The sequence below is a fragment of the Bradyrhizobium sp. U531 genome, assembly GCF_051710265.1.
GTDB lineage: Bacteria > Pseudomonadota > Alphaproteobacteria > Rhizobiales > Xanthobacteraceae > Bradyrhizobium.
On the sequence record NZ_JASVEN010000010.1, the window covers coordinates 75,027 to 101,976 of the forward strand.

The 26,950-nt window shown below is 63.7% G+C and carries 25 protein-coding genes; 14 read left to right on the forward strand and 11 right to left on the reverse strand.

The features are described from left to right. The first annotated feature begins 133 nt into the window (after positions 1-133). From QRQ56_RS32455 to QRQ56_RS32470, 4 genes are all read left to right on the forward strand, one after another. A complete protein-coding gene (locus QRQ56_RS32455; protein WP_438745471.1) occupies positions 134-907 on the forward strand; it encodes a Crp/Fnr family transcriptional regulator in 774 nt (257 codons plus the stop codon). A gap of 181 nt (positions 908-1,088) precedes the next feature. After that, positions 1,089-2,510, forward strand: coding sequence for an ABC transporter substrate-binding protein (locus tag QRQ56_RS32460; RefSeq protein WP_438745473.1), 1,422 nt, complete (start codon positions 1,089-1,091; stop codon positions 2,508-2,510). Beyond that, positions 2,507-3,418, forward strand: a complete 912-nt coding sequence (locus QRQ56_RS32465; protein ID WP_438745475.1) for an ABC transporter permease — start codon at positions 2,507-2,509, stop codon at positions 3,416-3,418. Before QRQ56_RS32460 ends, QRQ56_RS32465 begins: the two co-directional genes overlap by 4 nt. Beyond that, positions 3,415-4,287 (forward strand): ABC transporter ATP-binding protein, encoded by an 873-nt coding sequence (locus QRQ56_RS32470; RefSeq protein WP_438745477.1) that lies wholly within the window; start codon positions 3,415-3,417, stop codon positions 4,285-4,287. The genes QRQ56_RS32465 and QRQ56_RS32470 overlap by 4 nt, the downstream gene beginning before the upstream one ends. A gap of 207 nt (positions 4,288-4,494) precedes the next feature. Here the strand turns inward: QRQ56_RS32470 and QRQ56_RS32475 are convergent, their stop codons facing one another. The 7 genes from QRQ56_RS32475 to QRQ56_RS32505 all read right to left on the reverse strand — a co-directional run bounded on the left by QRQ56_RS32475 (position 4,495) and on the right by QRQ56_RS32505 (position 10,805). Then, positions 4,495-5,553: a YeiH family protein gene (locus QRQ56_RS32475; protein ID WP_438745479.1), complete on the reverse strand. Its 1,059-nt coding sequence runs from the start codon at positions 5,551-5,553 to the stop codon at positions 4,495-4,497. Between the two features lie 131 nt (positions 5,554-5,684). Continuing rightward, positions 5,685-5,903, reverse strand: coding sequence for a hypothetical protein (locus QRQ56_RS32480; RefSeq protein WP_014496622.1), 219 nt, complete (start codon positions 5,901-5,903; stop codon positions 5,685-5,687). Between the two features lie 165 nt (positions 5,904-6,068). Then, positions 6,069-6,782 carry an ABC transporter ATP-binding protein gene (locus QRQ56_RS32485; protein WP_438745481.1) on the reverse strand — a complete coding sequence of 238 codons (714 nt, stop codon included), beginning with the start codon at positions 6,780-6,782 and terminating at the stop codon, positions 6,069-6,071. Continuing rightward, complete coding sequence (locus QRQ56_RS32490; protein ID WP_438745483.1) at positions 6,779-7,534, reverse strand: ABC transporter ATP-binding protein; 756 nt, start codon at positions 7,532-7,534, stop codon at positions 6,779-6,781. The genes QRQ56_RS32485 and QRQ56_RS32490 overlap by 4 nt, the downstream gene beginning before the upstream one ends. Before the next feature lie 2 nt (positions 7,535-7,536). Continuing rightward, a complete protein-coding gene (locus tag QRQ56_RS32495; RefSeq protein ID WP_438745485.1) occupies positions 7,537-8,556 on the reverse strand; it encodes a branched-chain amino acid ABC transporter permease in 1,020 nt (339 codons plus the stop codon). Next, entirely contained in the window at positions 8,553-9,455 is a 903-nt protein-coding gene (locus tag QRQ56_RS32500) for a branched-chain amino acid ABC transporter permease (RefSeq protein WP_438745487.1), read from the reverse strand. The genes QRQ56_RS32495 and QRQ56_RS32500 overlap by 4 nt, the downstream gene beginning before the upstream one ends. A gap of 90 nt (positions 9,456-9,545) precedes the next feature. Further along, the gene (locus QRQ56_RS32505; protein WP_438745489.1) at positions 9,546-10,805 is read right to left on the reverse strand and encodes an ABC transporter substrate-binding protein; all 1,260 of its coding nucleotides are present in this window, start codon (positions 10,803-10,805) and stop codon (positions 9,546-9,548) included. A gap of 169 nt (positions 10,806-10,974) precedes the next feature. Here QRQ56_RS32505 and QRQ56_RS32510 point away from each other — a divergent pair, with 169 nt between their 5' ends. The 5 genes from QRQ56_RS32510 to QRQ56_RS32530 all read left to right on the forward strand — a co-directional run bounded on the left by QRQ56_RS32510 (position 10,975) and on the right by QRQ56_RS32530 (position 16,867). Continuing rightward, the gene (locus QRQ56_RS32510; RefSeq protein ID WP_438745491.1) at positions 10,975-12,468 is read left to right on the forward strand and encodes an AMP-binding protein; all 1,494 of its coding nucleotides are present in this window, start codon (positions 10,975-10,977) and stop codon (positions 12,466-12,468) included. Continuing rightward, positions 12,465-13,106, forward strand: coding sequence for a TetR/AcrR family transcriptional regulator (locus tag QRQ56_RS32515; protein WP_438745493.1), 642 nt, complete (start codon positions 12,465-12,467; stop codon positions 13,104-13,106). Before QRQ56_RS32510 ends, QRQ56_RS32515 begins: the two co-directional genes overlap by 4 nt. Then, a complete protein-coding gene (locus QRQ56_RS32520) occupies positions 13,103-15,013 on the forward strand; it encodes a flavin-containing monooxygenase (protein ID WP_438745495.1) in 1,911 nt (636 codons plus the stop codon). Before QRQ56_RS32515 ends, QRQ56_RS32520 begins: the two co-directional genes overlap by 4 nt. Positions 15,014-15,030: 17 nt before the next feature. Beyond that, on the forward strand, positions 15,031-15,666 hold the full coding sequence (locus tag QRQ56_RS32525) for a 2-hydroxychromene-2-carboxylate isomerase (RefSeq protein WP_438745497.1): 636 nt from the start codon (positions 15,031-15,033) through the stop codon (positions 15,664-15,666). 202 nt (positions 15,667-15,868) lie between these two features. Continuing rightward, positions 15,869-16,867 (forward strand): hypothetical protein, encoded by a 999-nt coding sequence (locus QRQ56_RS32530; RefSeq protein WP_438745499.1) that lies wholly within the window; start codon positions 15,869-15,871, stop codon positions 16,865-16,867. Positions 16,868-17,092: 225 nt separating this feature from the next. On the opposite strand, the gene ald is transcribed toward QRQ56_RS32530, so the two are convergent. Then, positions 17,093-18,208, reverse strand: a complete 1,116-nt coding sequence (gene ald / locus QRQ56_RS32535) for an alanine dehydrogenase (RefSeq protein ID WP_438745664.1) — start codon at positions 18,206-18,208, stop codon at positions 17,093-17,095. A 141-nt stretch (positions 18,209-18,349) separates the two neighbouring features. Here ald and QRQ56_RS32540 point away from each other — a divergent pair, with 141 nt between their 5' ends. The 5 genes from QRQ56_RS32540 to QRQ56_RS32560 all read left to right on the forward strand — a co-directional run bounded on the left by QRQ56_RS32540 (position 18,350) and on the right by QRQ56_RS32560 (position 24,888). After that, positions 18,350-18,829, forward strand: coding sequence for an Lrp/AsnC family transcriptional regulator (locus tag QRQ56_RS32540; protein WP_438745500.1), 480 nt, complete (start codon positions 18,350-18,352; stop codon positions 18,827-18,829). Positions 18,830-19,032: 203 nt separating this feature from the next. Continuing rightward, positions 19,033-20,220 carry a cupin domain-containing protein gene (locus tag QRQ56_RS32545; protein WP_438745502.1) on the forward strand — a complete coding sequence of 396 codons (1,188 nt, stop codon included), beginning with the start codon at positions 19,033-19,035 and terminating at the stop codon, positions 20,218-20,220. Positions 20,221-20,425: 205 nt separating this feature from the next. After that, positions 20,426-21,835 (forward strand): CAP domain-containing protein, encoded by a 1,410-nt coding sequence (locus QRQ56_RS32550; RefSeq protein WP_438745504.1) that lies wholly within the window; start codon positions 20,426-20,428, stop codon positions 21,833-21,835. A gap of 113 nt (positions 21,836-21,948) precedes the next feature. Beyond that, a complete protein-coding gene (locus QRQ56_RS32555) occupies positions 21,949-24,306 on the forward strand; it encodes an Orn/Lys/Arg decarboxylase N-terminal domain-containing protein (protein WP_438745505.1) in 2,358 nt (785 codons plus the stop codon). A gap of 6 nt (positions 24,307-24,312) precedes the next feature. Beyond that, the gene (locus QRQ56_RS32560; protein ID WP_438745506.1) at positions 24,313-24,888 is read left to right on the forward strand and encodes a GNAT family N-acetyltransferase; all 576 of its coding nucleotides are present in this window, start codon (positions 24,313-24,315) and stop codon (positions 24,886-24,888) included. A 2-nt stretch (positions 24,889-24,890) separates the two neighbouring features. Here the strand turns inward: QRQ56_RS32560 and QRQ56_RS32565 are convergent, their stop codons facing one another. From QRQ56_RS32565 to QRQ56_RS32575, 3 genes are all read right to left on the reverse strand, one after another. Next, positions 24,891-25,103, reverse strand: a complete 213-nt coding sequence (locus QRQ56_RS32565; RefSeq protein ID WP_438745507.1) for a hypothetical protein — start codon at positions 25,101-25,103, stop codon at positions 24,891-24,893. A gap of 119 nt (positions 25,104-25,222) precedes the next feature. Beyond that, positions 25,223-25,672, reverse strand: a complete 450-nt coding sequence (locus tag QRQ56_RS32570; RefSeq protein ID WP_438745508.1) for a flagellar basal body rod protein FlgC — start codon at positions 25,670-25,672, stop codon at positions 25,223-25,225. A gap of 112 nt (positions 25,673-25,784) precedes the next feature. After that, the gene (locus QRQ56_RS32575; protein WP_438745509.1) at positions 25,785-26,834 is read right to left on the reverse strand and encodes a hydroxyacid dehydrogenase; all 1,050 of its coding nucleotides are present in this window, start codon (positions 26,832-26,834) and stop codon (positions 25,785-25,787) included. Positions 26,835-26,950: the final 116 nt, after the last annotated feature.

The following is a 26,950-nucleotide window of genomic DNA, read 5'->3' on the forward strand; positions in this document are numbered from 1 at the left end:
AATCCATAACCTCCGCTTGTGGTTATGGATTCCGGGCCTGCGCGCTTTGCGCGCATCCCGGAATGACGCAGGACGTTCATCTGGCACGGACATTGCTCCTCTTTAGAACGTTTTAACGTTCCGGAGGCAGACGATGTTGCAGGCGGCGAATGTGGTTCGCGGGGCAGCTCCCCCGACAGTCCGGCCTGCGGGCAGTTCCTCGCTGCTGCTCACCGAGAACCAGCAATGGATCGGCGGTCCACCACCGCTGATGGACAAGCTCTCACCGCGCGAGCGGGAGTTGGTGCTGAAGCAGGGCCGCCGCAAGGTGTTGAACCGCGGCCAGACGCTGTTCAGCCAGGGCGGCAAGCATGACGGTATCTGGCTGATCGAGAGCGGCCGCATCCGTGTGTTCTACACCTCGCCGCTGGGGCGCGAGATCACGCTCGCCTATTGGCATGTCGGCAATTTCGTCGGCGGACCCGAAGTGTTCGAGGGCACCGTGCACCAATGGTCCGGCGTTGCGTCCAGCAATTGCAGCGTGGTGCATCTGCCCGGCAAGGAGTTGCGGTCCCTTGCCGCGGAGATCCCGAATCTCGCGATCGGCTTGATCGAAGGCCTGACGTTCAAGGGCAAATGCTATTCGGCTCTGGCGCAGATGCTGGGGACGCGCTCGATCACCCAGCGCCTTGCGCATCTGCTCTTGCATCTCGTCGAGCTCTACGGCGTCGAGGATGCCGATGGCCGCGTCATCGCCGCCGCATTCACCCACGCCGACATCGCGCACATGGTCGGCGCGACCAGGCAATGGGTGACGATCAGCCTGAAGCGCATGCAGGAAAAGGGAATCGTCTTGACCAAGCGGTCGCAGATCGTGGTCTGCCGGGCCGACGTGCTCGAGGAGATGCGCGGTCACGCATCCGATTAGGGAAATTTGCGGCCAAGGCCGATGCACAGGCAAGCGGCTTTATAGTGCAGGACTGCTCAAGGAGTATGCAATCACCTTTTCCCGGCAACTAATCGACTGCTGTCATCATTCCGGATTTGCCCTGCCCCCGGCCTCACCCAATCATGGCAACCACAGCACATCCAACCGAATGAGGATGAGAATGGTCCGCCATCTTCCCACGCTCTCGATCGCGATGTCGGCGACGTCGCTGGCGCTACTTGTCACGCAGCCGGCCTTGGCGGAAACCGTCACGCTCGGCATCGGAACGCAGGACACCACCACCAACACGGTGACCGCGGGCGTCGTGATCCGGCAACTTCATTTGCTGGAGAAGTACCTTCCGAAGGACGGCAAATACGCCAACATCAAGTTCGAGCTGGAGTGGCAGAACTTCACCTCGGGTCCGCCCGTCACCAACGCGATGATGGCGAACAAGCTGCAGATCGGTATGATGGGCGACTATCCGCTGATCGTGAACGGCTTCACCTTCGAGAGTAACCCCGAGAGCAAGAGCCGCCTGATGGGCATCGCCGCCTACAGCCTCTCGGGCTCGGGCAACGGCCTCGTCGTCCACAAGGACTCGCCCTATTACGACCTCGCCGATCTCAAGGGCAAGCTGGTCAGCGTCCCCTTCGGCTCCGCCGCGCACGGCATGGTGCTCAAGGCGATGCAGGACCGCGGCTATGCGTCCGATTTCTTCCAGCTCGTCAGCCAGAGCCCGGAGGTCGGCTCGACCAATCTCCAGGAGAAGAAGATCGACGCGCATGCCGACTTCGTTCCCTTCGCGGAGCTGCTGCCGTTCCGCGGCTTTGCGCGAAAAATCTTCGACGGCGTCGAGACCAATTTGCCGACCTTCCACGGCATCGTGGTCCGCACCGATTTCGCCGAGAAATATCCGGAAGTCGTCGTCGCCTATTTCAAGGCGCTGATCGCCGCCAACCAGTGGCTGCGCGACGACCCCAAGCTGGCCGCCGAGAAAATCCAGGAATGGACCGGGATCAACAAGGAAGTCGTCTATATCTTCCTCGGCCCCAGCGGCAACATGACCACTGACCCGACGGTCAAGCCGACGCTGATCGACGCAGCCGCGACCGACGTCAAGGTGCTGCAGAATCTCGGCCGCATGAAGGAGTTCGATCCGAAGAAATGGGTCGACGACAGCTACATCCGCAAGGCCTATGCCGAGATGAAGCTCGACTACGACACCCAGCTCGCGAGCACGAAGAACTACGAGATCTCAGGTGAAGACGCCTTCTGCAAGAAGCCGATCGCCGATCCCCGCAAGGCCGGTGAAGTCTGGGTCGACGACGCCGGCATCCTGCCGTTCTCGTCCGCGGCCTGCACGCTCGGCGCTTATGCCGACTACAAGGCCAAGGGCAAGAAGATCAACGTCGCCTACGTCTTCGACACCACCCGCGGCATCAAGCTGTTCGCCGACCAGGCCTTCTTCGCGGTCGGCAATGGCGACGTCGCGCCGTTCCTGCTGAAGAAGGATGCCGAAGCCTATGCCGCCAAGATCAGCGGCAAAGTGCTCGGCTTCGATGATGCGGTGAAGGCCGCTGTCGGCGGAGGCAAGACGTGAGCAGTCCCGCCCTCGTTAGACATCCCGAGGACAGCATGCCGGCAACAGCACTTGCAGAGGCGGGCTCCCCGCCCGCCGCGGTCACCCCGCCCACGGCGCCGCCCTCCTTCGGCACGCTCGCGCTGCGCTGGTACCGGCTCAACCGGGCGGGCCTGCGGGCGATCGCGATCGGCGTGATCTCGCTGCTCGCCTTCCTGCTGGTCTGGCACCTGCTCACGACCTATCGGGTCGTGTTCTTCGTGCGCTTCACCAACGTGCCCTCGCCGCTCGCGGTCTATGCGAGCTTCAGCAAGGCGATCCACGATCCCAAATTTCTGATGCACATCCTGCTAAGCTGCCGGCGCATCTTCATCGGCTTCTCCCTGGCGGCGATCGTCGGCGTGCCGCTCGGCCTGATCATGGGCCGCTTCAAGCTGGTGCATGAGATCATCTTCCCCGTCGCCGAGGTGCTGCGGCCGATCCCGGCGATCGCCTGGGTACCGATGGCCATCATGCTGTGGCCGACCAACGAGCAGAGCATCGTCTTCATCACCTTCCTCGGCTCGTTCTTCCCGATCCTGGTCAACACGCTGCACGGCATGTCGCTGGTCGATCCCGTCCTGGTCCGCGCCGCGCAATGTCTCGGCGCACGCGAGCGCTCGATCTTCCGCGAGGTGTATTTCCCGGCCTCGATGCCGCACATCTTCACCGGCCTCACCGTCGGCATGGGCGTCGCCTGGGTCTCGCTGATCGCCGCCGAAATGATCTCCGGCCAGTACGGCATCGGCTATTTCACCTGGGAGGCCTATTCGCTGGTCCAATACGCCGACATCGCGCTCGGCATGATCGCGATCGGCGTGCTCGGGCTCGGATCGAGCGTCCTGATCAGGGGCGCGGGACGATTGGTGATGCCGTGGAGAGCAAGATGAGCGAGATCGTCACCAAAGCACCGCAAGGCCATATCGAGGTCAGGAACTTCTCCCTCGCCTACGAGACCATCGAGGGAGCGGTGCAGGCCGTCACCGACACGCAGATCCACGTGAAGCCCGGCGAGTTCGTCTCGATCGTCGGTCCTTCCGGCTGCGGAAAGTCGACGCTGCTCAACGCGGTCGCGGGCTTCCTTAAACCCACCACCGGCATCGTCACCGTCGACGGCGAACGCGTCAACGGCCCCAGCGCCGAGCGCGGTATGGTGTTCCAGCAATATTCGCTGTTTCCCTGGAAGACGGTGCGCGAGAACGTCGAGTTCGGGCTGAAAATGCGCGGCATGCCGCGCTCTCAGCGCGAGCGCGCCGCACGCACGCTGCTCGGGCTCGCCGGCCTCGAAGCCTTCGAGAAGCACTATCCGGAAAAACTCTCCGGCGGCATGAAGCAGCGGGTCGGCATCGTTCGCGCGCTTGCCACGGGACCGAAGGTGCTGCTACTCGACGAGCCCTTCGGCGCGCTCGACGCGCAGACCCGCGTCATCATGCAGCAGATCCTCACCAACATGTGGCAGCGGCTGAAGATCTCGGTGCTGTTCGTCACCCACGACATCGACGAGGCGATCTTCCTCTCCGACCGCGTCTACTGCATGACCGCGCGTCCCGGCTCGATCAAGGCGGAGATCCCGATCCCGCTGGAGCGTCCGCGGCAGCAATCCATGATGATGTCGTCGGAATTTTTGGCGCTGCGCCGCGGGCTGATGTCGCTGATCCGCGAGGAAAGCCTGAAGGCGATGGGCGGCGAGATCAACGACATGGGCATGCAGGGGCTCAACATCGAGCTGCACGGCCATTCGCTGGCGGATGTGATTTAGCAATCCATCCCGACGATTGCACTCTTACTTCCCTTCTCCCCTTGTGGGAGAAGGTGCCTTGCCGAAGGCAAGGCGGATGAGGGGTCTGCTTCGGAAAATTCCCCTCTCAGCTCAGACTCGTAGATGGAACCCCTCATCCGTCGCGCTACGCGCGCCACCTTCTCCCACAAGGGGAGAAGGAAGAGGAGTTCACCGCGATAGCTCCCCTCACTTGAACCAGTGCACCAGCGCGATGCTGATGCCGAGCAGCAGCATCAGCGACAGCGTCACCGCGGCCGTCACGCGGCCGCCGACATTGGCGAGCACGCGGACGTCGACGCCGAGACCGAGCGCGGCCATCGATACGACGGTGAGAAAGCCGGTGATCTTCGTGATCGGCGCCACCACCGTGCCCGGAACGATCTCGAGGGAGCGCAGGGTTGCGAGCGCGAGGAAGCCGAGGATGAACCAGGGGACCAGGCGGAAGAAGCCGACATTGGTCTTCTTGGCATCGCTCTGCCAGCGCGAGGCGATCAGCGACAGGCCGACGACGACGGGCCCCAGCATCAGCACGCGCATCAGCTTCACCAGCGTGCCGATCTGCGTCGAGACGAGGCCGGCCGGTACGGTCGCCGCCAGCACTTGCGGCACGGCATAGACCGTGAGGCCCGCGAGAATGCCGTATTGCGTCGCGGACAATTGCAGCAGCGGGATCAGCAGCGGTAGGCCCAGCACCATCATCACGCCGAGGATGGCGGTGAAGGAGATCGAGGATGCGATCTCGTCATTGTTGGCGCCGATGATCGGCGCCACGGCCGCGATCGCGGAATTGCCGCAGATCGAGTTGCCGCAGGCGATCAGGATCGACAGCCGCGTCGACAGGCCGAGCAGCCGGCTGAGGCCAAAGGAAACGCTGAGCGCGACCACGACGACCGCGGCGATCGAGGCCAGAAGCGCAATGCCAGAGGCGGCGATGGCCGCGAAGCTGATCGAGGCCCCGAGCAGCATGACCGCGACTTCCAGAAGCTGCTTGGCGCTGAAGGCGATGCCGGCCTGCCAGCGCGGGGCCGGCTTCCAGAAGCTGCGCAGCGCCATGCCGAGCAGGATCGCCATCACCAGCGCCTCGACATAGGGGTGCTCGAAGACGCCCAGTTCCAGGTGCTCGAGCAGGGCCGAGACGCCGGCCACGGCGATACAGAGGAGAATGCCGGGAATCAGCGCGACGACGCGGCTAGCGGCAGTGGTCGGCTTGGCGTCGGCCGGGCTGGATGCTTGATTCTGCGACACAAATCTCTCCCAGAGGAGAAATATTTATACGCAGCGTCAGCTCAATGGGGAATAAGTTTTCGGCATATCAGGGCCGAGAGAAGTTCTGTCCTCGACCCGGAATATCCGCGCCTTGGAAGATCAGGCCAGCCTTAGAAGATCAGGCTCTTGGCGAGCGAGGCGACCCGGCTGAAGCCGTCATAGATGCCTGGCTCGAAGAAAGCAGCCCGAGCCAGCACGATGCCGGCGACGAGCGACCAGAAAACCGTGGTGCCGGCCCGCAGCAGGAGCTTTGAGGCACGCGATTTCGGCTGGGCGTCCGTTGCGGACACCAGCTGCTCGCCGAAGGGCTCAAATCCAGTGCGTTCCATGGCTACGCCAATCCATCAATTTCTGATGGGAATGTCGTCGTTTCCCGCCCAAACGGCAATGGAAGCGATTGGCGTTTTTGCCTGCCCGGAGGGAATCTCCTTCCGTGGGTCGCCTTGGGGACAATAGTTTTCTTCTTCCGGCCTATCTAGGCACCGGCGCCGGGCCTACAGGGCCAGATAGCGCCGTCGGATGGCATCATTGGCTTTCAGCTCGTCGATTCCCGCGGCATAGACGATCTGGCCCTTGTCGATCACGGTGGCATGGCTCGCCAGCCCGAGGCAGAAATGCATGTTCTGCTCGGCGATGAGCACCGTCGATCCGATACTTCGAAGCTGGCGCAGCAATTCACCGATGCGCTGCACGATGATCGGCGCCAGCCCCTCGCTCGGCTCGTCGAGCAGCAGCAGCGCGGGGTTGCCCATCAGCGTGCGCGCGATCGCCAGCATCTGCTGCTCGCCGCCCGACAGGCGTCCGGCGATGCGATGGCGCAGCGGCTCCAGCAGCGGGAAGACCTCGTAGATCCGCTTGATCGGCCATTCGTCCTGGCCCTCCGGTCCCTTCTTGCGGCCGATGACGAGGTTGTCCTCGACGCTGTGCTCCGGAAAGATCTGGCGGTCCTCCGGCACGAAGCCGAGACCCGCGCGCGCGATATGGTGCGGCTTCCGGCCGGAAATCACAGCGCCGCGCAGGCTGACCTTGCCGCGTCGTGGCGGCGCAAGGCCCATGATCGCCTTCATCGTGGTGGACTTGCCGGCGCCGTTGCGCCCGAGCAGCGCCATGGTCTCGCCCTGCCGCACCGAGAGGCCGACGCCGAACAGGATTTGGCTGGTGCCGTAATAGACGTCGAGATCGGCGACTTCGATGACGACCGCGCTCATGCGGCGGCTCCCGCATGCTCGGTGCCGAGATAGGCCTCGATGACCGCGCTGTTGTTGCGGATCTCGTCCGGCGTGCCGGTCGCGAGGATGCGGCCATAGCAAAGCACCACGATTTTGGGTGCGATCTTGAACACGATGTCCATGTCGTGCTCGATGAAGACGACGGTGATCTTCTGGGTCTCCCAGAGCTCGCGCACCTTGTCGATCATGCGCCAGCGCTCTTCCGGACCCATGCCGGCCGTCGGCTCGTCCAGCAGCAGCACTTTCGGTTCGAGCACCAGCGCCAGTGCGATATCGAGCAGCTTCTGGTCGCCATGCGACAGCGTCGCCGCGGTGCGATGGCGTTTGCCGGCAAGACCGAGCAGCTCCATCACGTGCTCGGCGCGGTCACGCGTCTCGGGCAATGGAAAGCGCTTGTGCAGCACCGCGGACGAGTGCTGGTCGGCGCTGACGGCCGCGAGCATCGTCTCCTGCACCGTCAGCGACTTGAAGATGCTCGCGACCTGGAAGGCGCGGCCGATACCGTGCCGCACGATCTCCGGCGGCGAGCGCCCGGCGAGATCGACACCGTCGAGCAGCACCTGGCCGCTGTCAGGCTTCAGCGCGCCGGTGATCAGGTTGAAGAAGGTGCTCTTTCCGGCGCCGTTCGGGCCGATCACAGCCGTGAGCGAGCCATCGGGGAAATCGAGCGTGACATCGTTGGTCGCCTTCACGCCGCCGAAGGATTTTGCGAGGTTGCGGATCTCGAGCATTGTCAGCGCCCCTCGCCCGTCTCGCGCCGGCGCGCGACCCATTCGGCGACGAAATCGAGCAGGCCCTTGCGCAGACCCAGCGCGAAAAACAGGATGACAACGCCGAGCACGATGCCGTGGTATTCGGTGAACCGTGTGACGGTGTCGTTGAGCAGCAGCAGCAAGACGGTACCGACCATCGGACCCAGGAAGGTCGAGACGCCGCCGAGCATGTTGATGAAGATCGCTTCGCCCGAGATCGTCCAGTAGGCGAACTCCGGATAGGCACCGGAAACGAACAGCGCCATCACCATGCCGCCCATCGACGCGAACAGCGCCGCCAGCACGAACACGGTGAGTTTTGCGCGCCAGACGTCGATGCCGAGGAAGCTTGCGCGAGCGGCGTTGTCGCGGATCATGCGCAGCGTGTAGCCGAACGGCGATTGCGCGATCTGGCGCATCGCGAGCAGGCCGAGGATCAGCAGCGCGCAGCTCGCGATGTAGAGATGGACGTGGTTGGCGAGGTTGATGCCGAAGAAGGCGGGACGCGGAATGCCGCCGCGCAGGCCCTGGTCGCCACCGGTGAAGGAAGCCCAGGACAGGATGGTCGAGTGGATCAGCATCTGGAAGGCGAGCGTGACGAAGGCGAAATAGATCTCCTTCAGCCGCACGCAGATCGCACCGATCACGGCTGCGATCACTGCGGTGATCGCCAGCGTCGCGACGAAAGCGACCGGAATGGGCACGCCGAGCTTCTGCATGATCAGGCCGAAGCTATAGGCGCCAAGGCCGAAGAACATGCCGTGGCCGAACGAGGTCAGGCCGGTATAGCCGACCAAAAGATTGAGCGATGTCGCGAACAGGCCATAAGCCGAGCAGCGAATGACGAAGTCGAGCAGCGCCTTGCTGCCCGTGAACAGCGGCAGGCTCGCCAGCACGGCGAAGGCGATGACCGCAATCAGCACATCGCGATAGCGCTGCAGCGCCGCGCCGCTGCGCACCGGCGCCAGCGTTCCGGCGCGTCCGGCCTCGAGCTCGGTCATGCCGCCTCCTTGCCGAACAGGCCGGTGGGCTTGGAGACCAGCACGATCACCATGAACAGATACATCAGCCCTTCGGTGAACAGGGGAAAGCCGAGCGAGCCGAACGAGCGGATGAGGCCGAGCAGCAGCGCGCCGATCAGCGCGCCTAGGATCGAGCCCATCCCACCGATCACGGTGACGATGAAGGATTCGATCAGCACGGAAAATCCCATGCCCGGCGTCAGCGAGCGCACCGGCGCGGCCAGCGCGCCGGCAAGGCCCGCCAGCATGCCGCCCAGCGCGAACACGCCGCCGTAGATCAGGCCGGTGTTGATGCCGAGCGCGGAGACCATGCCCGGATTATGCGCGGCGGCACGGATCACCTTGCCGATGCGCGTGCGCGACAGGCCCGCGCCAAGCACGACGGCCGCAACGAGCGCAACGCCGATCAGCAGCAGATAATAAGGCGGCACCACGCCGCCGGCGATGAACAGCGGCATCACCTGGAACGCCGAGGGCATGCCCATCGACTTGAACTCCGGTCCCCAGATGATACGCACGACATCATCGAAGATCAGCACGAAGGCGTAGCAGACGAGCAGTTGCATCAGGACGTCGGCGCCATAGACGCGGCTCATGAAGACGCGCTCGAAGATCAATCCGAGAATTGCCGTGCCGGCCGCGCCGGCCAGCATCGCCAGCGCGAAACTGCCGGTGAGCTGATAGGCCGTCATCGCAAAATAGGCGCCGAACATATAGAAGGCGCCGTGGCTGAAATTGACCACCTTGAGCACGCCGAAGATCAGGGTCAGCCCGACCGCGACCAGGAATAGCAGCATGCCGATGATGAGGCCGCTGGTGGTCTGCGTCACCAGGCAGGCAGAGCTGGAGAGGCAGCCGGTGAGCGCATCGAGATCCACGAGAACACTTTCATTGTCGCGCGCCGAGGACGGCGCGGAGGACCGAACGAAAACGGCGGAGACGGTCGCCCGCCTCCGCCGCGCATCGGATCAGGTGTAGCCCTTGCTCTTCTTCCACTCGGCCTCAAGCTCGAAGATGGTCTTCCAGTCGCCGACCTTGACCTCGGGCACATAGGGCTCCTGCGGGATCGTGGTGCCCCAGCCGATGGCGTAGCCGACCAGCGTGTGGTCGTCGCCGCGCATCGTCACGGTGCCGTCGGCGCCGAACGGGCACTTGATGGTGAGGCCCTTGAGGACCTCGGCGAGCTTCTTGCCGTCCGCCGAATTCGCCTTCTTGGCGGCTTCGGCCAGGAACATCACCGCAGTTGCGTTCTGCCACGACCAGTTGGTCGGGTATTCGTTGTACTTGGCCTTGTAGGCATCGCCCCAGGCGGCGTTCTCCGGCGTGGTCGGGAACGTCTTGATGTAGCGATTGCCGGAGTGGATGCCCTTCGGCAGGTTCTTCACCACCGTGAGCGCGGTGTAGTCGGCCATGTTGACCGCGAACACCTCCATCTGGCTGAACATCGCGTAGATGTTGGCCTGGTCGATATAGGAGGTGAGATCGCCGCCCCACAGGCAGGAATACAGCGCCTGCGGCTTGGCCTGGAGGATCTTGGTCACGACCTCGGTGTAGTCGGGCTGGAACAGCTTTGGCCAGGACTCGCTGATGATCTCGACATCGGGGGCGAAGCGCTTCAGGTAAAGCGTGAACTCGCCGGTGGTGTCGCGGCCGTAGGCGTAGTCCGGCGAGCAGGTGGCCCATTTCTTCAGGCCCTTGGCCTTCGCGATTCCGGCGGCGTAGCTGCCGCCGACGATGGAATCGTGGATACCCTGGCGCACGCAGCGGAACGCGTTGGGAATGTGCTGCTTCGGATCGGCGGTCAGCGAGGACGCCTCCGAGCAGGTGTGGATGCAGAGCACGCCGAGATCGCGCGCAACTTCGTGCACCGCGAACGATCCGGACGACGCCTCGCCATCCAGCAGCAGCTCGCAGCCGTCGGTGTTGACGAGCTCGCGTGCGACGCGCGCGGCCTCCTGCGGCTGGCCCTTGGAATCGCGGATCACCATCTCGATCTGGCGTCCGGCAAGCCCGCCGGCGGCGTTGACCTTCTCCACCTCGAGCATCACCGCATTGCGCGAAGACGTGCCGAGCTGCGCGACGCGGCCCGAGAGAATGGTCGGCATTCCGATCTTGATGGTCTTGGCTTGAGCGCGCGCCGCCCACGGCGCGGCAAACGTCATCGCACCGGCGCCCATCAGCGCCAGCGTTGAACGGCGGCTGATGCCCGGCGTGCGGGTTCTCTTCATTTTCCCCTCCCTCTTTCGGGTCGGCGTTTCAAATCCCTGCTGGAGATCGTGCCGTCTCCGTATTCCCAAGGATTTCAGAGGCAGGGGGTGACGTCAAGCCAAACATGAATTATGAGTCATCATTCATCAACGGCCAGTCGGGGCCCGCAGGCGGCTCGAAAACAGCGAAATGATCAATCTCTCGAGCTTCATCAGCTTCCACGCCAGGCGCACGCCGACGCGCGCTGCGCTGAAATATCGCGGCGAGGAGATCTCCTACGGAGTGCTCGACGCGCGCATCCGGAAGGTGGCGGGCTGGCTCGCGGCGCAGGGCGTCGGTGCAGGCGATGTCGTCGCCGTGCTGATGAAGAACAGCACGGCCTTCCTGGAGCTTGTCTTCGCCACCAGCCATCTCGGCGCGGTGTTCCTGCCGATCAACTTCCGCCTCTCCCGCGACGAGGTCGGCTACATCACCGGAAATGCCGGCGCGCGGCTGTTGATCGTCGACGAGGAACTGGCGGGGAACGCAGCGGGTGCGAAGACGATTCTGCTGAATGAAGCCGCGCAGCTCAGCGTGACGCACATCGTGGCGGACGCTGCGCCGGCGCCCATACATGTCCGCCAGCCCTCCGACCTGATGCGGCTGATGTACACATCGGGCACGACCGACCGCCCCAAGGGCGTGATGCTCACTTACGATAATTTCTACTGGAAGTCGGCCGATCAGACCATCGCGCTGGGCTTAAGCGCCGAGACGCGCCTGCTCGTCGTCGGCCCGCTCTACCACGTCGGCGCACTCGATTTGCCCGGCATCGCCGTGCTCTGGCACGGCGGCTTCATCCGCATCGAGCGGAACTTCGAGGCTGAGACGGCGCTTGCGGCGATCGACGAGGACAGGCTGAACGCAGCCTGGTTCGCGCCCGTGATGACCACGGCGATGCTCACCTGCCCCACCCGCGACCGCCATGACGTCTCCAGCCTGCGATGGGCCATCGGCGGCGGCGAGAAGACGCCGGAGATGCGCATTCGCGCCTTCTCCGAATATTTCCGCAATGCGCGCTACATCGACGCCTATGGCCTCACCGAGACCGTCGGCGGTGACACCTTCATGGAAGCGGGCCGCGAGATCGAGAAGATCGGCTCGACCGGCCGCGCCATCGCGCATGTCGAGATCGAGATCCGCGATGAGAACGGCAAGGCTCTGCCGCCAAACGTCAACGGCGAGATTTGCCTGCGCGGGCCCAAGATCACGCGCGGCTACTGGAAGGACCCGGACAAGACGGCGTCCGCCTTCTTCGGCGACTGGTTCCGCAGCGGCGACGTCGGCTATCTCGACGACGAGAGCTTCCTGTACCTTACGGACCGCAAGAAGGACATGATCATCTCCGGCGGCGAGAACATCGCCTCCTCCGAGGTCGAGCGCGTCATCTATGAATTGCCCGAGGTGCGCGAGGTCGCGGTGATCGGCCTGCGCGACGCCCGCTGGGGCGAGCGTCCGGTTGCCATCGTCGTGCTGGCGGAAGGGACCGCGCTGGGCCTGCCTGCCCTCACCGATCACTGCCGGACGCGCCTCGCAAGCTTCAAGGTGCCGAAAGAGCTGGTCATCCGCGACAGCCTGCCGCGCAACCCGTCCGGAAAGATTCTCAAGCGCGTGCTGCGCGCCGAGCTGGAGTCGTCTGAATGACGCAAGCCAATGCCAAGGTGACTAAGCTCAACCGCGTCGAGCGCAACGCCTGGACCAAGCAGAAGATCTTTGACGCCGCGACCAAAGTCGTCGGCAAGCACGGCTATGCAGAGGCGTCCGTCGCCCGGATCACGGAAGAAGCCGGCGTCGCGCAAGGCACCTTCTACAATCATTTCGGAAACCGCCAGGAGCTGCTCGACCAGTTGCTGCCGAAGATCGGCCTCGATATGGTCCAGTTCATCCGCGCCCGCACCGGCACCGCCGATGCGGCGCGGCAGGAGATCGCGCGCTTCTCCGCCTTCTTCGACTTCATCCGCGAGGTTCCGGAATTTCTGCGGATCCTCAACGAGGCCGAGTTCTTCGCTCCCGTCGGCTACCAGAAGCACCTCGACAACCTCTCCGTCGCCTACGTCCGCATTCTGCGCCGAGCGCGCGGCGCAGGCGCGATCCAGGATTACAGCGACGAGGAATTCGAGGCCATCGTCCATATGCTGATGGGCTCGCGCGGCTATCTCAGCCGCCGCTACTCCTATTCGGAAGGCGGCGTCACCGCGGTGCCCGACCACGTCATCTCCGCCTACCGCAAGTTGATGACGCGCGGCCTCTTCACCGCATCCGGGGATCAAGAGAAGTCATGAATATCGCATCTTCCCAGAAGCCGCTCGACCTTGCTTCGGCGATCGCCGAGGCCGACATCCGCTGCCTGCTGATGGTGCTGGTGCACATGACCGGCGAGGAGAAATGGCTCGCGCCGCCTTACCTGCCCAAGCGCGACATCCGCCTCATTCCCGATCCCGACGCCGGTGTGCCCCGCGAGGTCCAGGACGAGATCCGCGCCGCGGTGGTCGCGCTGTTCGCGAATGGCACGCCCAAACCCGTCATCGCCGATCCCGGCGAGGAGCTGCTGCTGAGGATGATGCGCGCCTGCCTCGGCGAGAACGTCGCGCCGGAATATGCGCCCCTGATGCGCGAGGAGATGGGTTTCGTGTCCCGCGAAGCGCGCTGGGCCACGCAGCCGTCGAACGACAAGCTTGCCGCGCAGCACGTGCTGATCGTCGGCGCCGGCGTCTGCGCCATCGCGCTCGGCGTCGCGCTCGGCCATCTCGGCATCCCCTACACCATCGTCGAGAAGAACGCCGAGCTCGGCGGCACCTGGTGGATCAACCGCTATCCAGGCTGCGGCGTCGATACGCCGAACCACTCCTATTCCTATTCTTTCGGCACGGGCAACGCCTGGACGCGCTATTTCTGCCAGCGCGAGGAACTGCTCGGCTATCTGCTGAAAGTCGCCGACGAATACGGCATCCGCAAGCATCTGCGCGTCAATACCGAGCTGACGGCGTCGCGCTGGGACGAAGGCAGGAAGCGCTGGATCTCCACGCTCAAGACTACGAACGGCGAAGAGACCTTCGAATCCACCGCGCTGGTCTCGGCCATCGGCCAGCTCAACGATCCCTCGCGCGCCTGCTTCAAGGGCGAGGAGAATTTCAAGGGAACGATCCTGCACTCGGCGCTGTGGTCGGACGATATCAAGCTCGACGGCAAGCATGTCGCCGTGATCGGCACCGGCGCCACCTCGATGCAACTGGTGCCGTCGATCGCCGGCCGCGTCGCCTCGGTCACGGTCTACCAGCGCAGCGCGCAATGGGCGCGGCCGGTGAAGGGCTATGCCGATCCAATCAGCGAGGGCGCGCGCTGGCTGCTCGCGTATCTGCCGTTCTATGTGCAGTGGTACCGCTTCAACATGTTCTGGCGCTACGGCGACGGCCTGCTGCCGTTCCTGCGCAAGGACCCGGCCTGGCCGCATCCCGAGCGCGCCGTCAACAAGGGCAATGACCGGCACCGCCAGGAGCTGACCGACTTCATCCTGTCTGAACTGCAGGGCCGGCCGGATCTGATCGAGAAATGCGTGCCGACCTATCCGCCCTACGGCAAGCGCATCCTGCTCGACAACAACTGGTACAAGACCTTGCGGCGGGACAATGTCGCGCTCGTCAACGACGCGATCGACCGTTTCGACGAAACCGGCATCGTCACCGCGGACGGCAAGCAACGTCCCGCCGACATCATCGTGGTGGCCACCGGCTTCAAGGTCACGGAGATGGCGGCCCGCCTCAACATCAGCGGCCGCGACGGCAAGGATTTGCGCACGGCCTGGGCCAACGACAACCCGACCGCCTTCCTCGGCCTCACCGTCCCCGGGTTTCCCAACTTCTTCTGCATGCTCGGGCCGAACTCGGGCCCGGCCCATGGCGGCAGCGTCATCTTCCAGTCGGAATGCCAGAGCCGCTACATCTCGGCCTGCCTGGTCGATATGATCGAGCAGGACGTCGCCGCGGCTGACGTCCGCCAGGACGTGCTCGACGACTACGTCCGCAAGGTCGATGCCGAGCACGAGACCATGATCTGGACCCATCCGGGCATGAGCACCTACTACCGCAACTCAAGCGGCCGCGTGTTCTCGGCCATGCCGTGGCGGTTCGTGGACTATTGGCGCATGACGCATGATCCGGATCTGCGGCAATACAGGCTGACGAAGGCGTAGACGAGAGGAAGCTCGACGTGTCCAAGCCAATCGTCCGGGTCTACACCGACTACAAGAGCCCCTATGCGTTCGTGGCCAACAAGCGCCTGTTCGAACTCGAGGAGACGCACGGCGTCGAGCTTGAATGGCTGCCCTACACGCTATGCATCGCCGAATTCATGGGGAAGGTCGAGGAGCGCACGCCGCATTTCTGGCGCAAGGTGCGCTACGCCTATATGGATGCTCGCCGCTACGCCAACGCGCAGGGGCTCGTCATGAAAGGGCCGCGGCGGATTTACGATGCCTTCTACTCCAGCGTCGGGATGCTGTTTGCCCAGCGCCACGGCTTCTTCCGCCCTTACCACGACAAGGTCTTCCGGAAATTCTGGAGCCATGAGCTGGAGATCGACGATCTCGATGCGATTACCGATATCATCGCCTCGTGCGGCGGCTCGGCCGGCGAGTTCGAAGCTTACGCCCGTGGCCCTGCCCGCGCCGAGCACGACCGCATCATCGACGAAGCCGAGGCGCTCGGCGTATTTGGCGTGCCCACCATGGTGTTCAACGGCGAGCTGTTCTGGGGCGGCGACCGCATCGACATGCTGATCGAACGTATCGAGAAGCCCGGGACGATCGAGGCCGCACTCGGTAGTCGCCATCGCAAGCCGGTGTAACTGTCACGCCGCCAGCGATGATCCGGGTCCGCTCCCGAATGCACATTTCTGGAGTCCGATAAGAGCCATCACCGGACTCCAGACATGCTTGGGAATCTGGAGGTCAAATGGGCCGCATCGGCGTCTCCTCATCCATTGCCGCCTTCGCGCTGTACGTCTAGTCTGATGCGTCATATCTGCCGAGCATTTGAGAAAGATCGTAATGAGACGCGCCCTGCTTTGCCTTCTTCTGCTTGCAACAACTTGCAGAACTGCCCACGCCGCTTCTGCTGAATGTGTTGCACCTTCCTGTGCTGAAAGGAAAATTGACGCCCCGGCCGGGGACTATAGCACACTTGTGTTCACGACGAATTTAGGCCCCACCGGATATTTTCGAGCAAACGTATCAATCACTGCAATCAAGAGCGATCCAACGTGGTGGCCGTTTTGTAGCCTGATGGTGAGCTCCAAGAGCGAAAACGATTCAAATTACGATTCGATCCGCATATCCCTCGTCAAAGACCCTGGCAAAAAGCAAATCGACTTCTCGATCAAAACCGTTCATCGCGAGAAGCTCGTTAAAGAGGACGAATTTCCCGGCAATCTCTCAATTGGTACTGCTGTGCCGTTGGAGATCAGCTGGAAGCCAGGGGAGTTCGAGATCGCATTTGGCAACCGAAACAAAACTTACAAGACCGCCTTCAGACCCAGGTTCGCATATTTGGCGTGCAGTACAGCGGCGGGAACATTCGAGAGCATTGAAACTCGGTATGATACCAAGACCGACGCGTGTGATGAAGCATTGACCTCACTCAACCTGCGCCAGGACCAAGGCTCCGCAAGAGATACTGAGCTCACGGCCGCGTACCGGAAGGAACGAGATGGTGGCAATCGTCAACAAGCACAGAAGCTTTATTGCGATATGAGGGCGATCACAATCAAAGATCAAACTGAGAGACTTGAGATTTTCAAGAGCGTTATGCGTCTCTGCGCGCGCGACCGGATCTCGACTCGCTGCGATCTCAATTGTCGAATCCGCGACCTGCAGGCCGAGCTCAAGGTTGCGAACAAAGAATGCGGAGAAGACGCCACCTCCCGTTCCACCACTGACAAGCTTCGTCAGCCACCGCCGGCTGAATCCACGCCTGTAGCACCGCCATCCCCCAGCAGTTGGCCGACTGAAGGCAAACGTATCCCTAATTTCTATGGCACCACGTGGTAGCCGGCGATTTTCTAGAGTCCGATGACGGCCCATCACGCCGGCATGATCGCCAACGAACTGCGGGCTGCCTCAAGGCCTTTCGCGGCGGAGGTGGTGAAATGTCCTCCGTCGTGCGTTGCTTCCTGATGTCAAGCACCGACGACTACATCCTCATCGTGCTTGCCCGCGACGGCGGCCGAAGGCCGCCTATGCCACCTTAACCCACAAGGGCAGAAGGGAAGAAAACTACGCCGCCAGCCCACTCTCGACAGGTGCGAACTCCAACCCGAGGCTCTCCGCCACCGCCTTGTTGGTAATGCGGCCGCGGTGCACGTTCAGGCCGTTGCGCAGATGCGGATTTTCCAGCACCGCGGCAAAGCCCTTGTTCGCCAGCATCAAGCCGAACGGCAGCGTCGCGTTGTTCAGCGCCTGGCTCGAGGTCACCGGCACCGCGCCCGGCATGTTGGCGACGCAATAATGCACGACGCCGTCCACCTCATAAGTCGGATCAGCATGCGTTGTCGGATGCGAGGTTTCGAAGCAACCACCCTGATCGATCGCGACGTCGACCAGCACGGCGCCGGGCCGCATCGACTTGAGCATGGCGCGCGTGACGAGCTTCGGCGCGCTTGCCCCCGGCACCAGCACCGCGCCGATCACGACGTCGGCGGCGAACACCTCCTCCTCGACCGACTCGATGGTGGAAAAACGAGTCCGCACGCGTCCGGCAAAGAGATCGTCCAGTTCACGCAGGCGCGGAATCGAGCGGTCGATCACGGTCACTTCCGCACCCAGCCCCGCGGCCATGCGTGCCGCTTGCGTCCCCACCACACCGCCGCCGAGCACGACGACGCGCGCCGGCTGCACGCCGGGCACTCCGCCGAGCAGCAACCCGCGACCGCCGGCCGAACGTCTGAGCGCGGCGCCGGCGGCCTCGATGGCGAGGCGGCCGGCGACTTCGCTCATCGGCGCAAGCAGCGGGAGGTGACCGCTCGCGTCCGTGACGGTTTCATAGGCGATCGCGGTGCAGCCGGAGGCGAGCAGCCCCTTGGCCTGCTCAGGATCCGGCGCAAGATGAAGATAGGTGAATAGAATCTGGTCTTCCCGGAGCTGAGCCCATTCGCTCTTCTGCGGCTCCTTGACCTTCACGATCATGTCGGACTTCGCGAAGATGTCCCGGGCGTTTTCGGCAATGGCGGCCCCTGCCCGCCGGTACACCTCGTCGGATGCGCCGATGCCGGCGCCCGCACCGGTTTCGACCGTGACGTCGTGCCCGGCCGCAACATATTCGCGGACGGCTCCCGGAGTGAGCCCGACGCGATATTCCTGCACCTTGATCTCCTTGGGAATACCGACCCGCATCTTCAGCTCCTTCGCCCACATTGATTCCGCTCCTCATGGTAGCGACGGGGCCGGTTTGGTTTCGTGCAAATATCCGCTAGTTTGAACCTGCCCGCGCCGGTTTCCGGCGCCGAAATCCCCGTTTGCGCTGGAAACCGAACCTTGGCCCTCGACCGGAAAGACCTCGCGATCCTCGCGGAACTCACCACCAATGCGCGCGCCAGCCACACCGAGCTTGCCAACAAGATCGGCCTGTCGAGCACGGCGCTGGCGCGGCGACAGAAGGCGCTCGAGGACGACGGCTACATCCAGGCCTATCAGGCCGCGCTCGACCTCAACCAGTTCGGCCTTACCACCACCGTGCTGGTCCGCATCGCGCTGGAAAGCCAGAGCGACGAGGCGCTGAAGGCGTTCGAGGCGGAAGTGGTGAAATGCCCCTCCGTCGTGCGCTGCTTCCTGATGTCAGGCACCGACGACTACATCCTGATCGTGCTCGCCCGCGACATCAGGGATTTCGAACGCATCCACCGGACCGAGCTCTCCCGCCTGCCTCGTGTCGCGCGCGTTCAATCGAGCTTCGCGTTGCGTGAAATCGTCAATCGCGCCGTGCCGATCGTGGTGTTCGGCGAAGGCAAGCGCTAGCCGAGTCGGCGCCGCTGCTCTGACAACTCTGTCAAGCGCGCAGCTTCACAGTCGTTTTCATTCCCTCATCAAAGATATTTGAGATGTTGCTTCAACCGAACGGTTGAGGCGCTGGAAGCGTGTTCATCAGACCCAATTGACGGGCGCGGAGCATTGCCGGCTTCGCGATCCACGTTGTGCAAACATCATATTCGGGGTCTTCGATGTTCAAATCCAACCGTCGTGTCTTTATTCAATCCGTTGCCCTCGGCGCCGGCGTTCTGGGCGCCTCACAAACCGCGATGGCGGCTCCCGACGGACATGCCGCGGGCTACGATGTTGCTCCTGCGTCGGAATTCCTGAAGACGATCCCGCGCAAGTCCGGCGACGGCGTTGCGTTCACGGCCTCGCTCGACAAGGGACCGATCAAGGCGACGTCCGGCGGCTGGGCGCGCGAGGTGACGACCCGCACCCTTCCGCTCGCGACCGGGATCGCCGGTGCGCATCTCTTCGTCAACGCAGGCGGCGCCCGGGAAATGCACTGGCACAATTCGGCCGAGTGGGCCTACATCGTCGACGGCCATTGCCAGGTGACCGTGGTCGATCCCGAGGGCCAGCTCGAAATCGTCAATCTTGCCCCCGGCGATCTCTGGTTCTTCCCGAAAGGCCACAGCCACGCCATCCAGACCCTGGGGCCGTCGCCCTGCCACGCCATCCTCGCCTTCGATGACGGCCTCTATTCCGAGCACGGCACGTTCGGGATCAGCGACTGGATGAGCCGCTACGACGCTCCGACCCTGGCGCAGGCGCTCGGCGTGTCCACCGAGATCCTCGGCGCCAATCCGAAAGCCGAGACCTACATCATGCAGGGCGAGGTGCTCGCGCTTGACGGTCCACAGGCCAGGACGGCTCGCGCGCTCGATCGCGATCGAACGCACCGCTTTCCCCTGATGTCGCAGAAGCCGCGCGTGAACACGGCCGGCGGCCAGCTCTACGTCGCCTCGGCCAAGGAGTTTCCGGTCTCGAGCACGATGACGGGGCTGGTGCTCAAGCTGAAGCCCGGTGCGATGCACGAGCCGCATTGGCACACCAACGCCAATGAGTGGCACTACGTGCTGAAGGGGCGCACCCGCGTGACCCTCTTTGCGTTCGACAAGCGCGTTGCGGTCGCGGAGCTCTCGGCCGGGGAATGCGCGTACATCCCCGCCAATTGCGGTCATTCCATCCAGAACATCGGCAATGAGGATGCGGAAGTGATCGGCACGCTCGACAGCGGCGCCTACCACGAAAGCAGCCTCGGCGACTGGCTAGCCAAGGCGCCGCGGCACCTGCTTGCCAACAATTTCGGCGTCTCGGAGGCCGCGGTGGCGAATTTCGGGCGAAAGCGGATGGTCATCGCCAGCGCAAGTTGAACGCGCTCCCGCACGCGAACTGCAATCGTCGAACGTGCGAGACCCGACGGTCTCACACGTCGGGGACGCGCTTTGGGTCGCCGCGAAAGTTCCGCGGCGCCCACGCACCGGCTTCAGCCGAACGGTTGAAGACAGCTTTCCCATCACCGCACACACTCATGTCCAAACAAGACCCCCGACAGGGGATGCAAGTGGGAGATCGGCCATGAGCCGCCATATCGTGAAGACGATCCGAAAGGTTGCAGGTTCACTCCTTGCAATCCTGGCACTTGCGCTTGCCGCGCCAGGTTCGGCTTCGTCCAAGGAATTCGCGCCGGCCGTCGGCAGCGGTGGTTCCCCGTTCCGCGATCTCTGTCCGGCCGGTCAATATCTGGTAGGGACCAATGCCCATACCGGCGCGGTGATCGATCAGATCTCGATCACATGCGCGCCCGTGAAGCCGGACGGGACGGTCGGAGCCCTGTTTCACGGGCCGGTCCATGGCGGGCCCGGCGGAGGTACGCCGAAGGACCCATTCGACAAGAAGACGGAAAGGCGCACGACCTGCGCCGACAACGAGATCGTCAACACGATGGGACTGCTGCCCGGCACGCAGCAATCCCGCCAGGTCGTTCGCCTGATCATCTTCAATTGCGTGCTGACGACGGGGACGGAGCGGCATAACCTGGACATTGGAGATGCGCCGTTCTTCCCGACCATCTACCAGAATTGCCCTGCCGGCGAAGCGGCGATCGGCTTGCAGGGACGAGCCGGGGCTTACGTGGACGCACTCGGCCTGATCTGCGGACCGTTCACCAAAGTCGTCGCCGGAAACGGCAACGGCGCCAACCCGGGATCAGGGAGTGGAGGATGCTCGGGCCTCGCAGGCGAAGAGCTCGCCATCTGCAACGAGCATAACGTCGAACGCGCCAAACATGGCGTCGCCCCGCTGAACTGGTCACCTGATCTTGCGAAGAACGCGCAAGCCTGGGTCAATGCCTGCCATACCGCGAAGAACGACAATGGCGACGAGTTCTTCTGTCATCAAAGCACCTCCGGCTGTGGCACGGATGCCTCGTATCATTTCGGCGAAAATCTCTCGTTCGGCTGGCCCTCCCTCGGCGGAAAGGACGCCGTCGATGGCTGGTATTGCGAGATCAACGTCTATGATTTCGACCATCCGGCCGTTCAGGGCGGAAACTTGCAAGGCTGCGACAAGAACCCGAACAAGGTGACCGGCCATTTCACGCAAGTCGTGTGGCGCGGATCGACCCGGTTGGGATGCGCGCGGAATACCTGCTCGCTCGGCGGCAACACCGGTACGCTCTGGGCCTGCGAATACGATCCGCCCGGCAATTTCAATGCGGATCAGCCGGGCGTGCTCGACCAGAACGTCCCGCGGCCCATGCAGGGGCTTTCGACCCGGGTGCTCGTTGCGGGACCGCCCGCGCAGACCACCACCGCGATCATCTCGGATGTCGATCTCTACGACATCCCGGGCGGCGTCGGCAAAGTGATCGGCGTTCTCCGCAAGGGGCAGCACTTCCCGCTGGTCGGTTGCCGGGCCGATGACTGGTGCCAGCTATCGAACGGCTGGGTCTGGGGCTCGTTCATCGTGCGCAATCACGCGCCCTGATGGCGCGCCGTGCCCGGCGGGAAAACGTCAGCCCCGCTCCCGCCCGGTCGCCGTCATCCAACTGTCATCGAATGTGTCGAGAGCTGTAATCCCTGGCACATTCGGGACCGACCATGGACTATTTCAAGCGCTTCAACTTCCTGTTCGCAGCACCCGCCTTCGAAACCGACGACCTCGAGGGCATTCGCTTCAACCAGATCATCGAGGAAATCCAGCGCTCGGGCTTCGAGGTGGTCCGGGCCCGCAAGCTGGAAGACGCCGAGATCGCGGTGCAAACCGATGCCGCGATCGGCTGCATGGTGGTGGACTGGGGCAAGAAGGGCCTGGAAGGCAAGACCTCGGCCCTGATCAACCTGATGCGACGCCGCGGCCTCGACTTCCCGATCATCCTCCTGATCCGGCGCAAGCGCTTCGAAGACCTGCCGGTCGAGGTGCTCGACTTCATCGACGGCTACGTCTTCCTGTCCGAGGAGACGCCGCCCTTCATCGCCAAAAACCTGATCAGCCGGCTCAAGCAATATGCCGAGACGCTGAAGACACCGTTCTTCGGCGCCCTCGTCGACTATGCCGAGGAGGGAAATCAGCTATGGACCTGCCCAGGACACAATGGCGGCGTATTCTACAATCGCAGCCCGATCGGCCGCGTCTTCGTCGAGCATCTCGGCGAATCCGTATTCCGCGACGATCTCGACAATTCCGTGCTCGATCTCGGCGACCTCCTCACCCATGAAGGGCCGGCGCTGAAGGCACAGAAGGAAGCGGCTGCGATCTTCGGCGCGGAAAAGACCTATTTCGTGCTCAACGGCACCTCGACCTCGAACAAGGTCGCGCTCGGCGCTCTCGTCACCGACGGCGACCTCGTGTTGTTCGACCGCAACAACCACAAGGCCGCCCATCATGGCGCGCTGATGATCAACGGCGGCATCCCGGTCTATGTCCCGACCGTCCGCAACGCCTGGGGCCTGATCGGCCCGATGCGCTGGGACGCGCTCGAAGAGAAAGCCTTGCGCGAGGCGATCCGCAATCACCCGCTGGTCACGGACAAGGAGGCCTGGCGCAGGGAGCGGCCGTTCCGCGTCGCCGTCGTCGAGCAGTGCACCTATGACGGCACGATCCACAGCGCCGAGATGATCTTGAAGCGCATCGGCCATCTCTGCGAATACATCCTGTTCGACGAGGCCTGGGCCGGCTTCATGAAGTTTCATCCGCTCTATGCCGGCCGCTTCGCTATGGGACTGGCGAACCTTACCCCGGAAGCGCCGGGCATCATCGCGACGCAGTCCACCCACAAGCAGCTCGCGAGCTTTTCGCAGGCCTCGCAAATCCACATCAGGGATCGCCACATCCGCGGCCAGAAGCGGCGCGTCGAGCATCGCCGCTTCAACGAAAGCTTCATGCAGCACGCATCGACGTCCCCCTTCTATCCACTGTTCGCATCCCTGGATGTGGGCGCGCAGATGATGAAGGGCCGCTCCGGCGAAGTGTTGTGGGACGACACGATCCGGCTTGGCATCGAGCTGCGCAAGAAGATCCGCGCGATGCGCAGGGAGTTCGAGGAGAAGGAGCAAAATCCGGATCGCCGCTGGTTCTTCGAGCCCTTCGTTCCCGATCGTGTCGCCATCGCCGATGTCAGCCGTCCCGCCGCCGTGCATGACGTCGCCTGGGAAACGCTCTCAACCGACGAGCTCGCCACCAATCCCGCACTGTGGCAGCTCTCGCCTGACACCAACTGGCACGGCTTCCCCAACCTCGCGGAAGGCTTTGCCATCACCGATCCGAACAAGCTGACGCTGCTCACGCCCGGCTTCGATCGCACCACCGGCGCCTATGCCGAGCACGGCATCCCCGCGCCGGTCGTCGCGCAATATCTGCGCGAGAACCGCATCGTGCCCGAGAAGAACGACCTCAACTCCCTGCTCTTCCTGCTCACACCCGGTGTCGAAGCGAGCAAGGCCGGTACGCTGATCTCCGGCCTCGTCGCGTTCAAGCGCCTGCATGACGACAATGCGCTACTGGCGGACGCCATTCCGGAGTTCTACCAGCGCCGGCAGGCACGATATTCCGGCGTGCGCTTGCGCGATCTCTGCGGCGAGATGCATCGCTTCTTCCGCAGCGCCGACGTCAGCGCGCTCCAGGCCCGGCAGTTCATGCCTGAGCACATGCCCGAGATCGCGATGTCGCCGCGCGATGCCGCCCGCTATCTGTTCAAGAATGACGTCGACTATCTGCCGATCGAAGCGATCGCCGGCCGCATCGCCACCACGCCCTTCGTAGTCTATCCGCCCGGGATCGCCACCATCGTACCCGGCGAGCGGCTGACCGAGCGCGCCAAGCCCATGGTGGATTATCTCAGAATGTTCGAGACCTGCTTCAACAATTTTCCGGGCTTCGACGTCGAGATCCAGGGCGTCTACAAGGAGATCGATGCCAATGGCCGCATCGGGCTCTACACCTACGTCGTTGCCGAGTAGGTGCCCATGAACGAAGCAGCTGCGCGCGCAAGTGACGAACAGGTTCTGGTCCGCCCGTCACGCGAGAGCGACGTCGAGGCGATGCTGGCGATCTACCGCCATCACGTCCGCAGCGGCGTGCCGCGCGATGTCGAGGGAACCGGCGCGCCGGAGCCGGACGATCTGCGCGACCGGCGCAAGAACCTGAAGCAGACCCGCCTCCCCCATCTGGTCGCGACGTTTCGCGGCGAGGTCGTCGGCTATGCCTATGCCGTGCTGTTTCGCAAACGGCCGGCCTATCGCTACACGGCCAAGCATTCGATCTATGTCCACCACGCGCAGCTCGGCCGCGGGGTCGGACGGCGGCTGCTCCAGGAATTGATCGATGTGTGTGCGGCGGCCGGCTTCCGCCAGATGATTGGCTATATCGACGCCGACAACGCGCCCTCGCTGGCCCTGCACGAAAAGTTCGGCTTCGCGCGCGCCGGCCTGCTCTGCGGCGTCGCCTATCGCCACGGCCGCTGGTCCGACACCGTGATGGTGCAGCGCTCGCTCGGCGCCGGAACGACGGCGCCTCCGCCGGTCACCGCGCCCGGTCGATAGCCTCAGGACGGGAAGTCGGCCGGTCTCACATGGATGCGGTCGGCATGCAGCGACCAGTGATGCAACGCCTGGTCTTCGCAGAACTTTGCCTTCGCCCGCTCCTTGGCCTCGTCCTCGTCCGCGGCGTCGATCTCGAGCGTGCCCTGACAGACCTCGCACTGCCGGCCGTACTCACCGAGTACGTTCTTCATGAACCTGACGACATAAGTAGCCATGGCACCTCCTGCTGCCCCGGCGGCACTTTAGTCCCATTTTAGCGGGTCGGGGAAAGGAGATTTTGACGCGGATCAAGGCCCGCAAGGTTCCCGCCGCCCATTCAGGCGGCAGTTCGCCCTCATGTGGTGATGTCGAGCAGCGACTTTTCCGTCTCCGCGTAGGCCTGAATGACCTTCGCGTTGGCGATGAAGCTGTACTTTGCGGCCGCCAGTTGCGCGAACTCGTTGGCGATATCGACATTCGGCGCCGCGACCAGGCCATCCCCGTTGGCAAAGGGAGCGCTCGGGTCGGACTGGGCGGTATAGCTCGGGGAGACCGGCGACACCGTCGCGCTCGTACCGCCCGGGCTCGAGCCGCTCGATTGGGAAACCTGGTCGACGCGCAACGGTACGTAGGCCGCAGGAAATGTCGGGGCGATGCCCGAGCTGCCTGGCGCGGCCGACGGGCTTGATGCGCCCGACACCGGCAGCGGACCCGTCGTTTGAACATTGGCGATGTTGCTCGCGGCAACGTTGACACGCAAACTCGCCGCGGAAAGTCCGGATGACGCAATCGAGAATATGCTCATGGACCTTCAACTACAGGACAAGTGATACGCGTTCACTTACCCGAAGGATAAGATGCGGCGCTTTGCCTTTCCATCGTGGTAACCAACCGGCGCGGGCCGATCTCTGGCGCGACTACCCCGGCATCACCCCGAAGGCCTGCTTGAAACGCTTTGCGTAGGCCGGCCAGACCTCGGGATTGATGATGCGCGGCGGGCGCTTGCCGTCGAGCGTGTCCAGTACCTGCTCGGCTGCGATCCGGCCCATGTTCTGGCGCGCCTCAATCGTGACGCCGGCGGTGTGCGGGCTTGCCAGCACGTTGTCGAACTGGAGCAGCGGATGCTCCGGCGGCGGCGGCTCCTTGGACCAGACGTCGAGGCCGGCGCCCGCGATGCGCTTGTCGCGCAGCGCCTGGAGCAACGCATCCTCGTCGTGGATGAAGCCGCGCGCCGTGGTGATGAAGTAGGCGTGCGGCTGCATCAGCGCGAACTCGCGCGTGCTGATCATGTTGCGGCTGCCCTTGTCGAGCGGACAGGAGATCGAGACGAAATCGGCGCGGCGCAGGAGCTCGTCGAGCTCGACCTTCTCCCCGCCCCGCTCGGCCATCACCTCGGCCGACAGATAGGGGTCATAGGCCAGTACCTTCATGCCGAGCAGGCCCCTGCACAGAGCGGCGATGCGGCGGCCGACATTGCCGAGGCCGATGATGCCGACGGTCTTGTGCTCGACCTCGTTGCCGACCAGCTCGTTGCGGTTGACGTTGGCTTCCCGGCGCAGCTTGCGATCGGACTGGATGATGCGCTTGGACAGCGTCAGCATCATCGCCAGCGCATGCTCGGCCACCGAATGAGCGTTGCCGCCGGACTGGTTGACGACCAGCACCCCTGCCGCCGTGCAGGCCTCGACATCAACGGGGTCGAAGCCCGCGCCGTTGCTGGAGACCAGCAGCAGGTTCGGCGTTCGCTTCAGCAAGGCGGCATCGACATGGAAATGCGGCGCGAGCTCGTCGCGGGCGGCGCCGATCTGGTAAACATGGGCCGCGCTCAAGATCGGCGCGTAGAAATCTTCGGGGCTCTCGTTCTCGATCCGGTCGAGACGGACGTCGGGCCGCGCCTTGAGGATGTCGATATAAACAGGATTGGCCAGATATTTGACGTAGAAGACGCGCTTGCTGTTGACCGACATCAGGACCCTTCCGGCTCTCTCGAAGGGCCCCGCAAGGTCAGCGCGATACGCGCCCGTCCATGCCTCCCTCCCGTTTCTCGTTGTCGCCGCTTATGACACGGCGCTGCCGGCCACGG

Coding starts and splice junctions, on each gene's coding strand:
- QRQ56_RS32495 (WP_438745485.1), bottom strand. CDS start 8,556: ATGACCGAGCTCGAGGCCGGACGCGCCGGAACGCTGGCGCCGGTGCGC.
- QRQ56_RS32570 (WP_438745508.1), bottom strand. CDS start 25,672: ATGAGCATATTCTCGATTGCGTCATCCGGACTTTCCGCGGCGAGTTTG.
- QRQ56_RS32505 (WP_438745489.1), bottom strand. CDS start 10,805: ATGAAGAGAACCCGCACGCCGGGCATCAGCCGCCGTTCAACGCTGGCG.
- QRQ56_RS32510 (WP_438745491.1), top strand. CDS start 10,975: ATGATCAATCTCTCGAGCTTCATCAGCTTCCACGCCAGGCGCACGCCG.
- QRQ56_RS32455 (WP_438745471.1), top strand. CDS start 134: ATGTTGCAGGCGGCGAATGTGGTTCGCGGGGCAGCTCCCCCGACAGTC.
- QRQ56_RS32520 (WP_438745495.1), top strand. CDS start 13,103: ATGAATATCGCATCTTCCCAGAAGCCGCTCGACCTTGCTTCGGCGATC.
- QRQ56_RS32460 (WP_438745473.1), top strand. CDS start 1,089: ATGGTCCGCCATCTTCCCACGCTCTCGATCGCGATGTCGGCGACGTCG.
- QRQ56_RS32490 (WP_438745483.1), bottom strand. CDS start 7,534: ATGCTCGAGATCCGCAACCTCGCAAAATCCTTCGGCGGCGTGAAGGCG.
- QRQ56_RS32565 (WP_438745507.1), bottom strand. CDS start 25,103: ATGGCTACTTATGTCGTCAGGTTCATGAAGAACGTACTCGGTGAGTAC.
- QRQ56_RS32555 (WP_438745505.1), top strand. CDS start 21,949: ATGGACTATTTCAAGCGCTTCAACTTCCTGTTCGCAGCACCCGCCTTC.
- QRQ56_RS32560 (WP_438745506.1), top strand. CDS start 24,313: ATGAACGAAGCAGCTGCGCGCGCAAGTGACGAACAGGTTCTGGTCCGC.
- QRQ56_RS32530 (WP_438745499.1), top strand. CDS start 15,869: ATGAGACGCGCCCTGCTTTGCCTTCTTCTGCTTGCAACAACTTGCAGA.
- QRQ56_RS32545 (WP_438745502.1), top strand. CDS start 19,033: ATGTTCAAATCCAACCGTCGTGTCTTTATTCAATCCGTTGCCCTCGGC.
- QRQ56_RS32470 (WP_438745477.1), top strand. CDS start 3,415: ATGAGCGAGATCGTCACCAAAGCACCGCAAGGCCATATCGAGGTCAGG.
- ald (WP_438745664.1), bottom strand. CDS start 18,208: ATGCGGGTCGGTATTCCCAAGGAGATCAAGGTGCAGGAATATCGCGTC.
- QRQ56_RS32480 (WP_014496622.1), bottom strand. CDS start 5,903: ATGGAACGCACTGGATTTGAGCCCTTCGGCGAGCAGCTGGTGTCCGCA.
- QRQ56_RS32515 (WP_438745493.1), top strand. CDS start 12,465: ATGACGCAAGCCAATGCCAAGGTGACTAAGCTCAACCGCGTCGAGCGC.
- QRQ56_RS32575 (WP_438745509.1), bottom strand. CDS start 26,834: ATGTCGGTCAACAGCAAGCGCGTCTTCTACGTCAAATATCTGGCCAAT.
- QRQ56_RS32550 (WP_438745504.1), top strand. CDS start 20,426: ATGAGCCGCCATATCGTGAAGACGATCCGAAAGGTTGCAGGTTCACTC.
- QRQ56_RS32485 (WP_438745481.1), bottom strand. CDS start 6,782: ATGAGCGCGGTCGTCATCGAAGTCGCCGATCTCGACGTCTATTACGGC.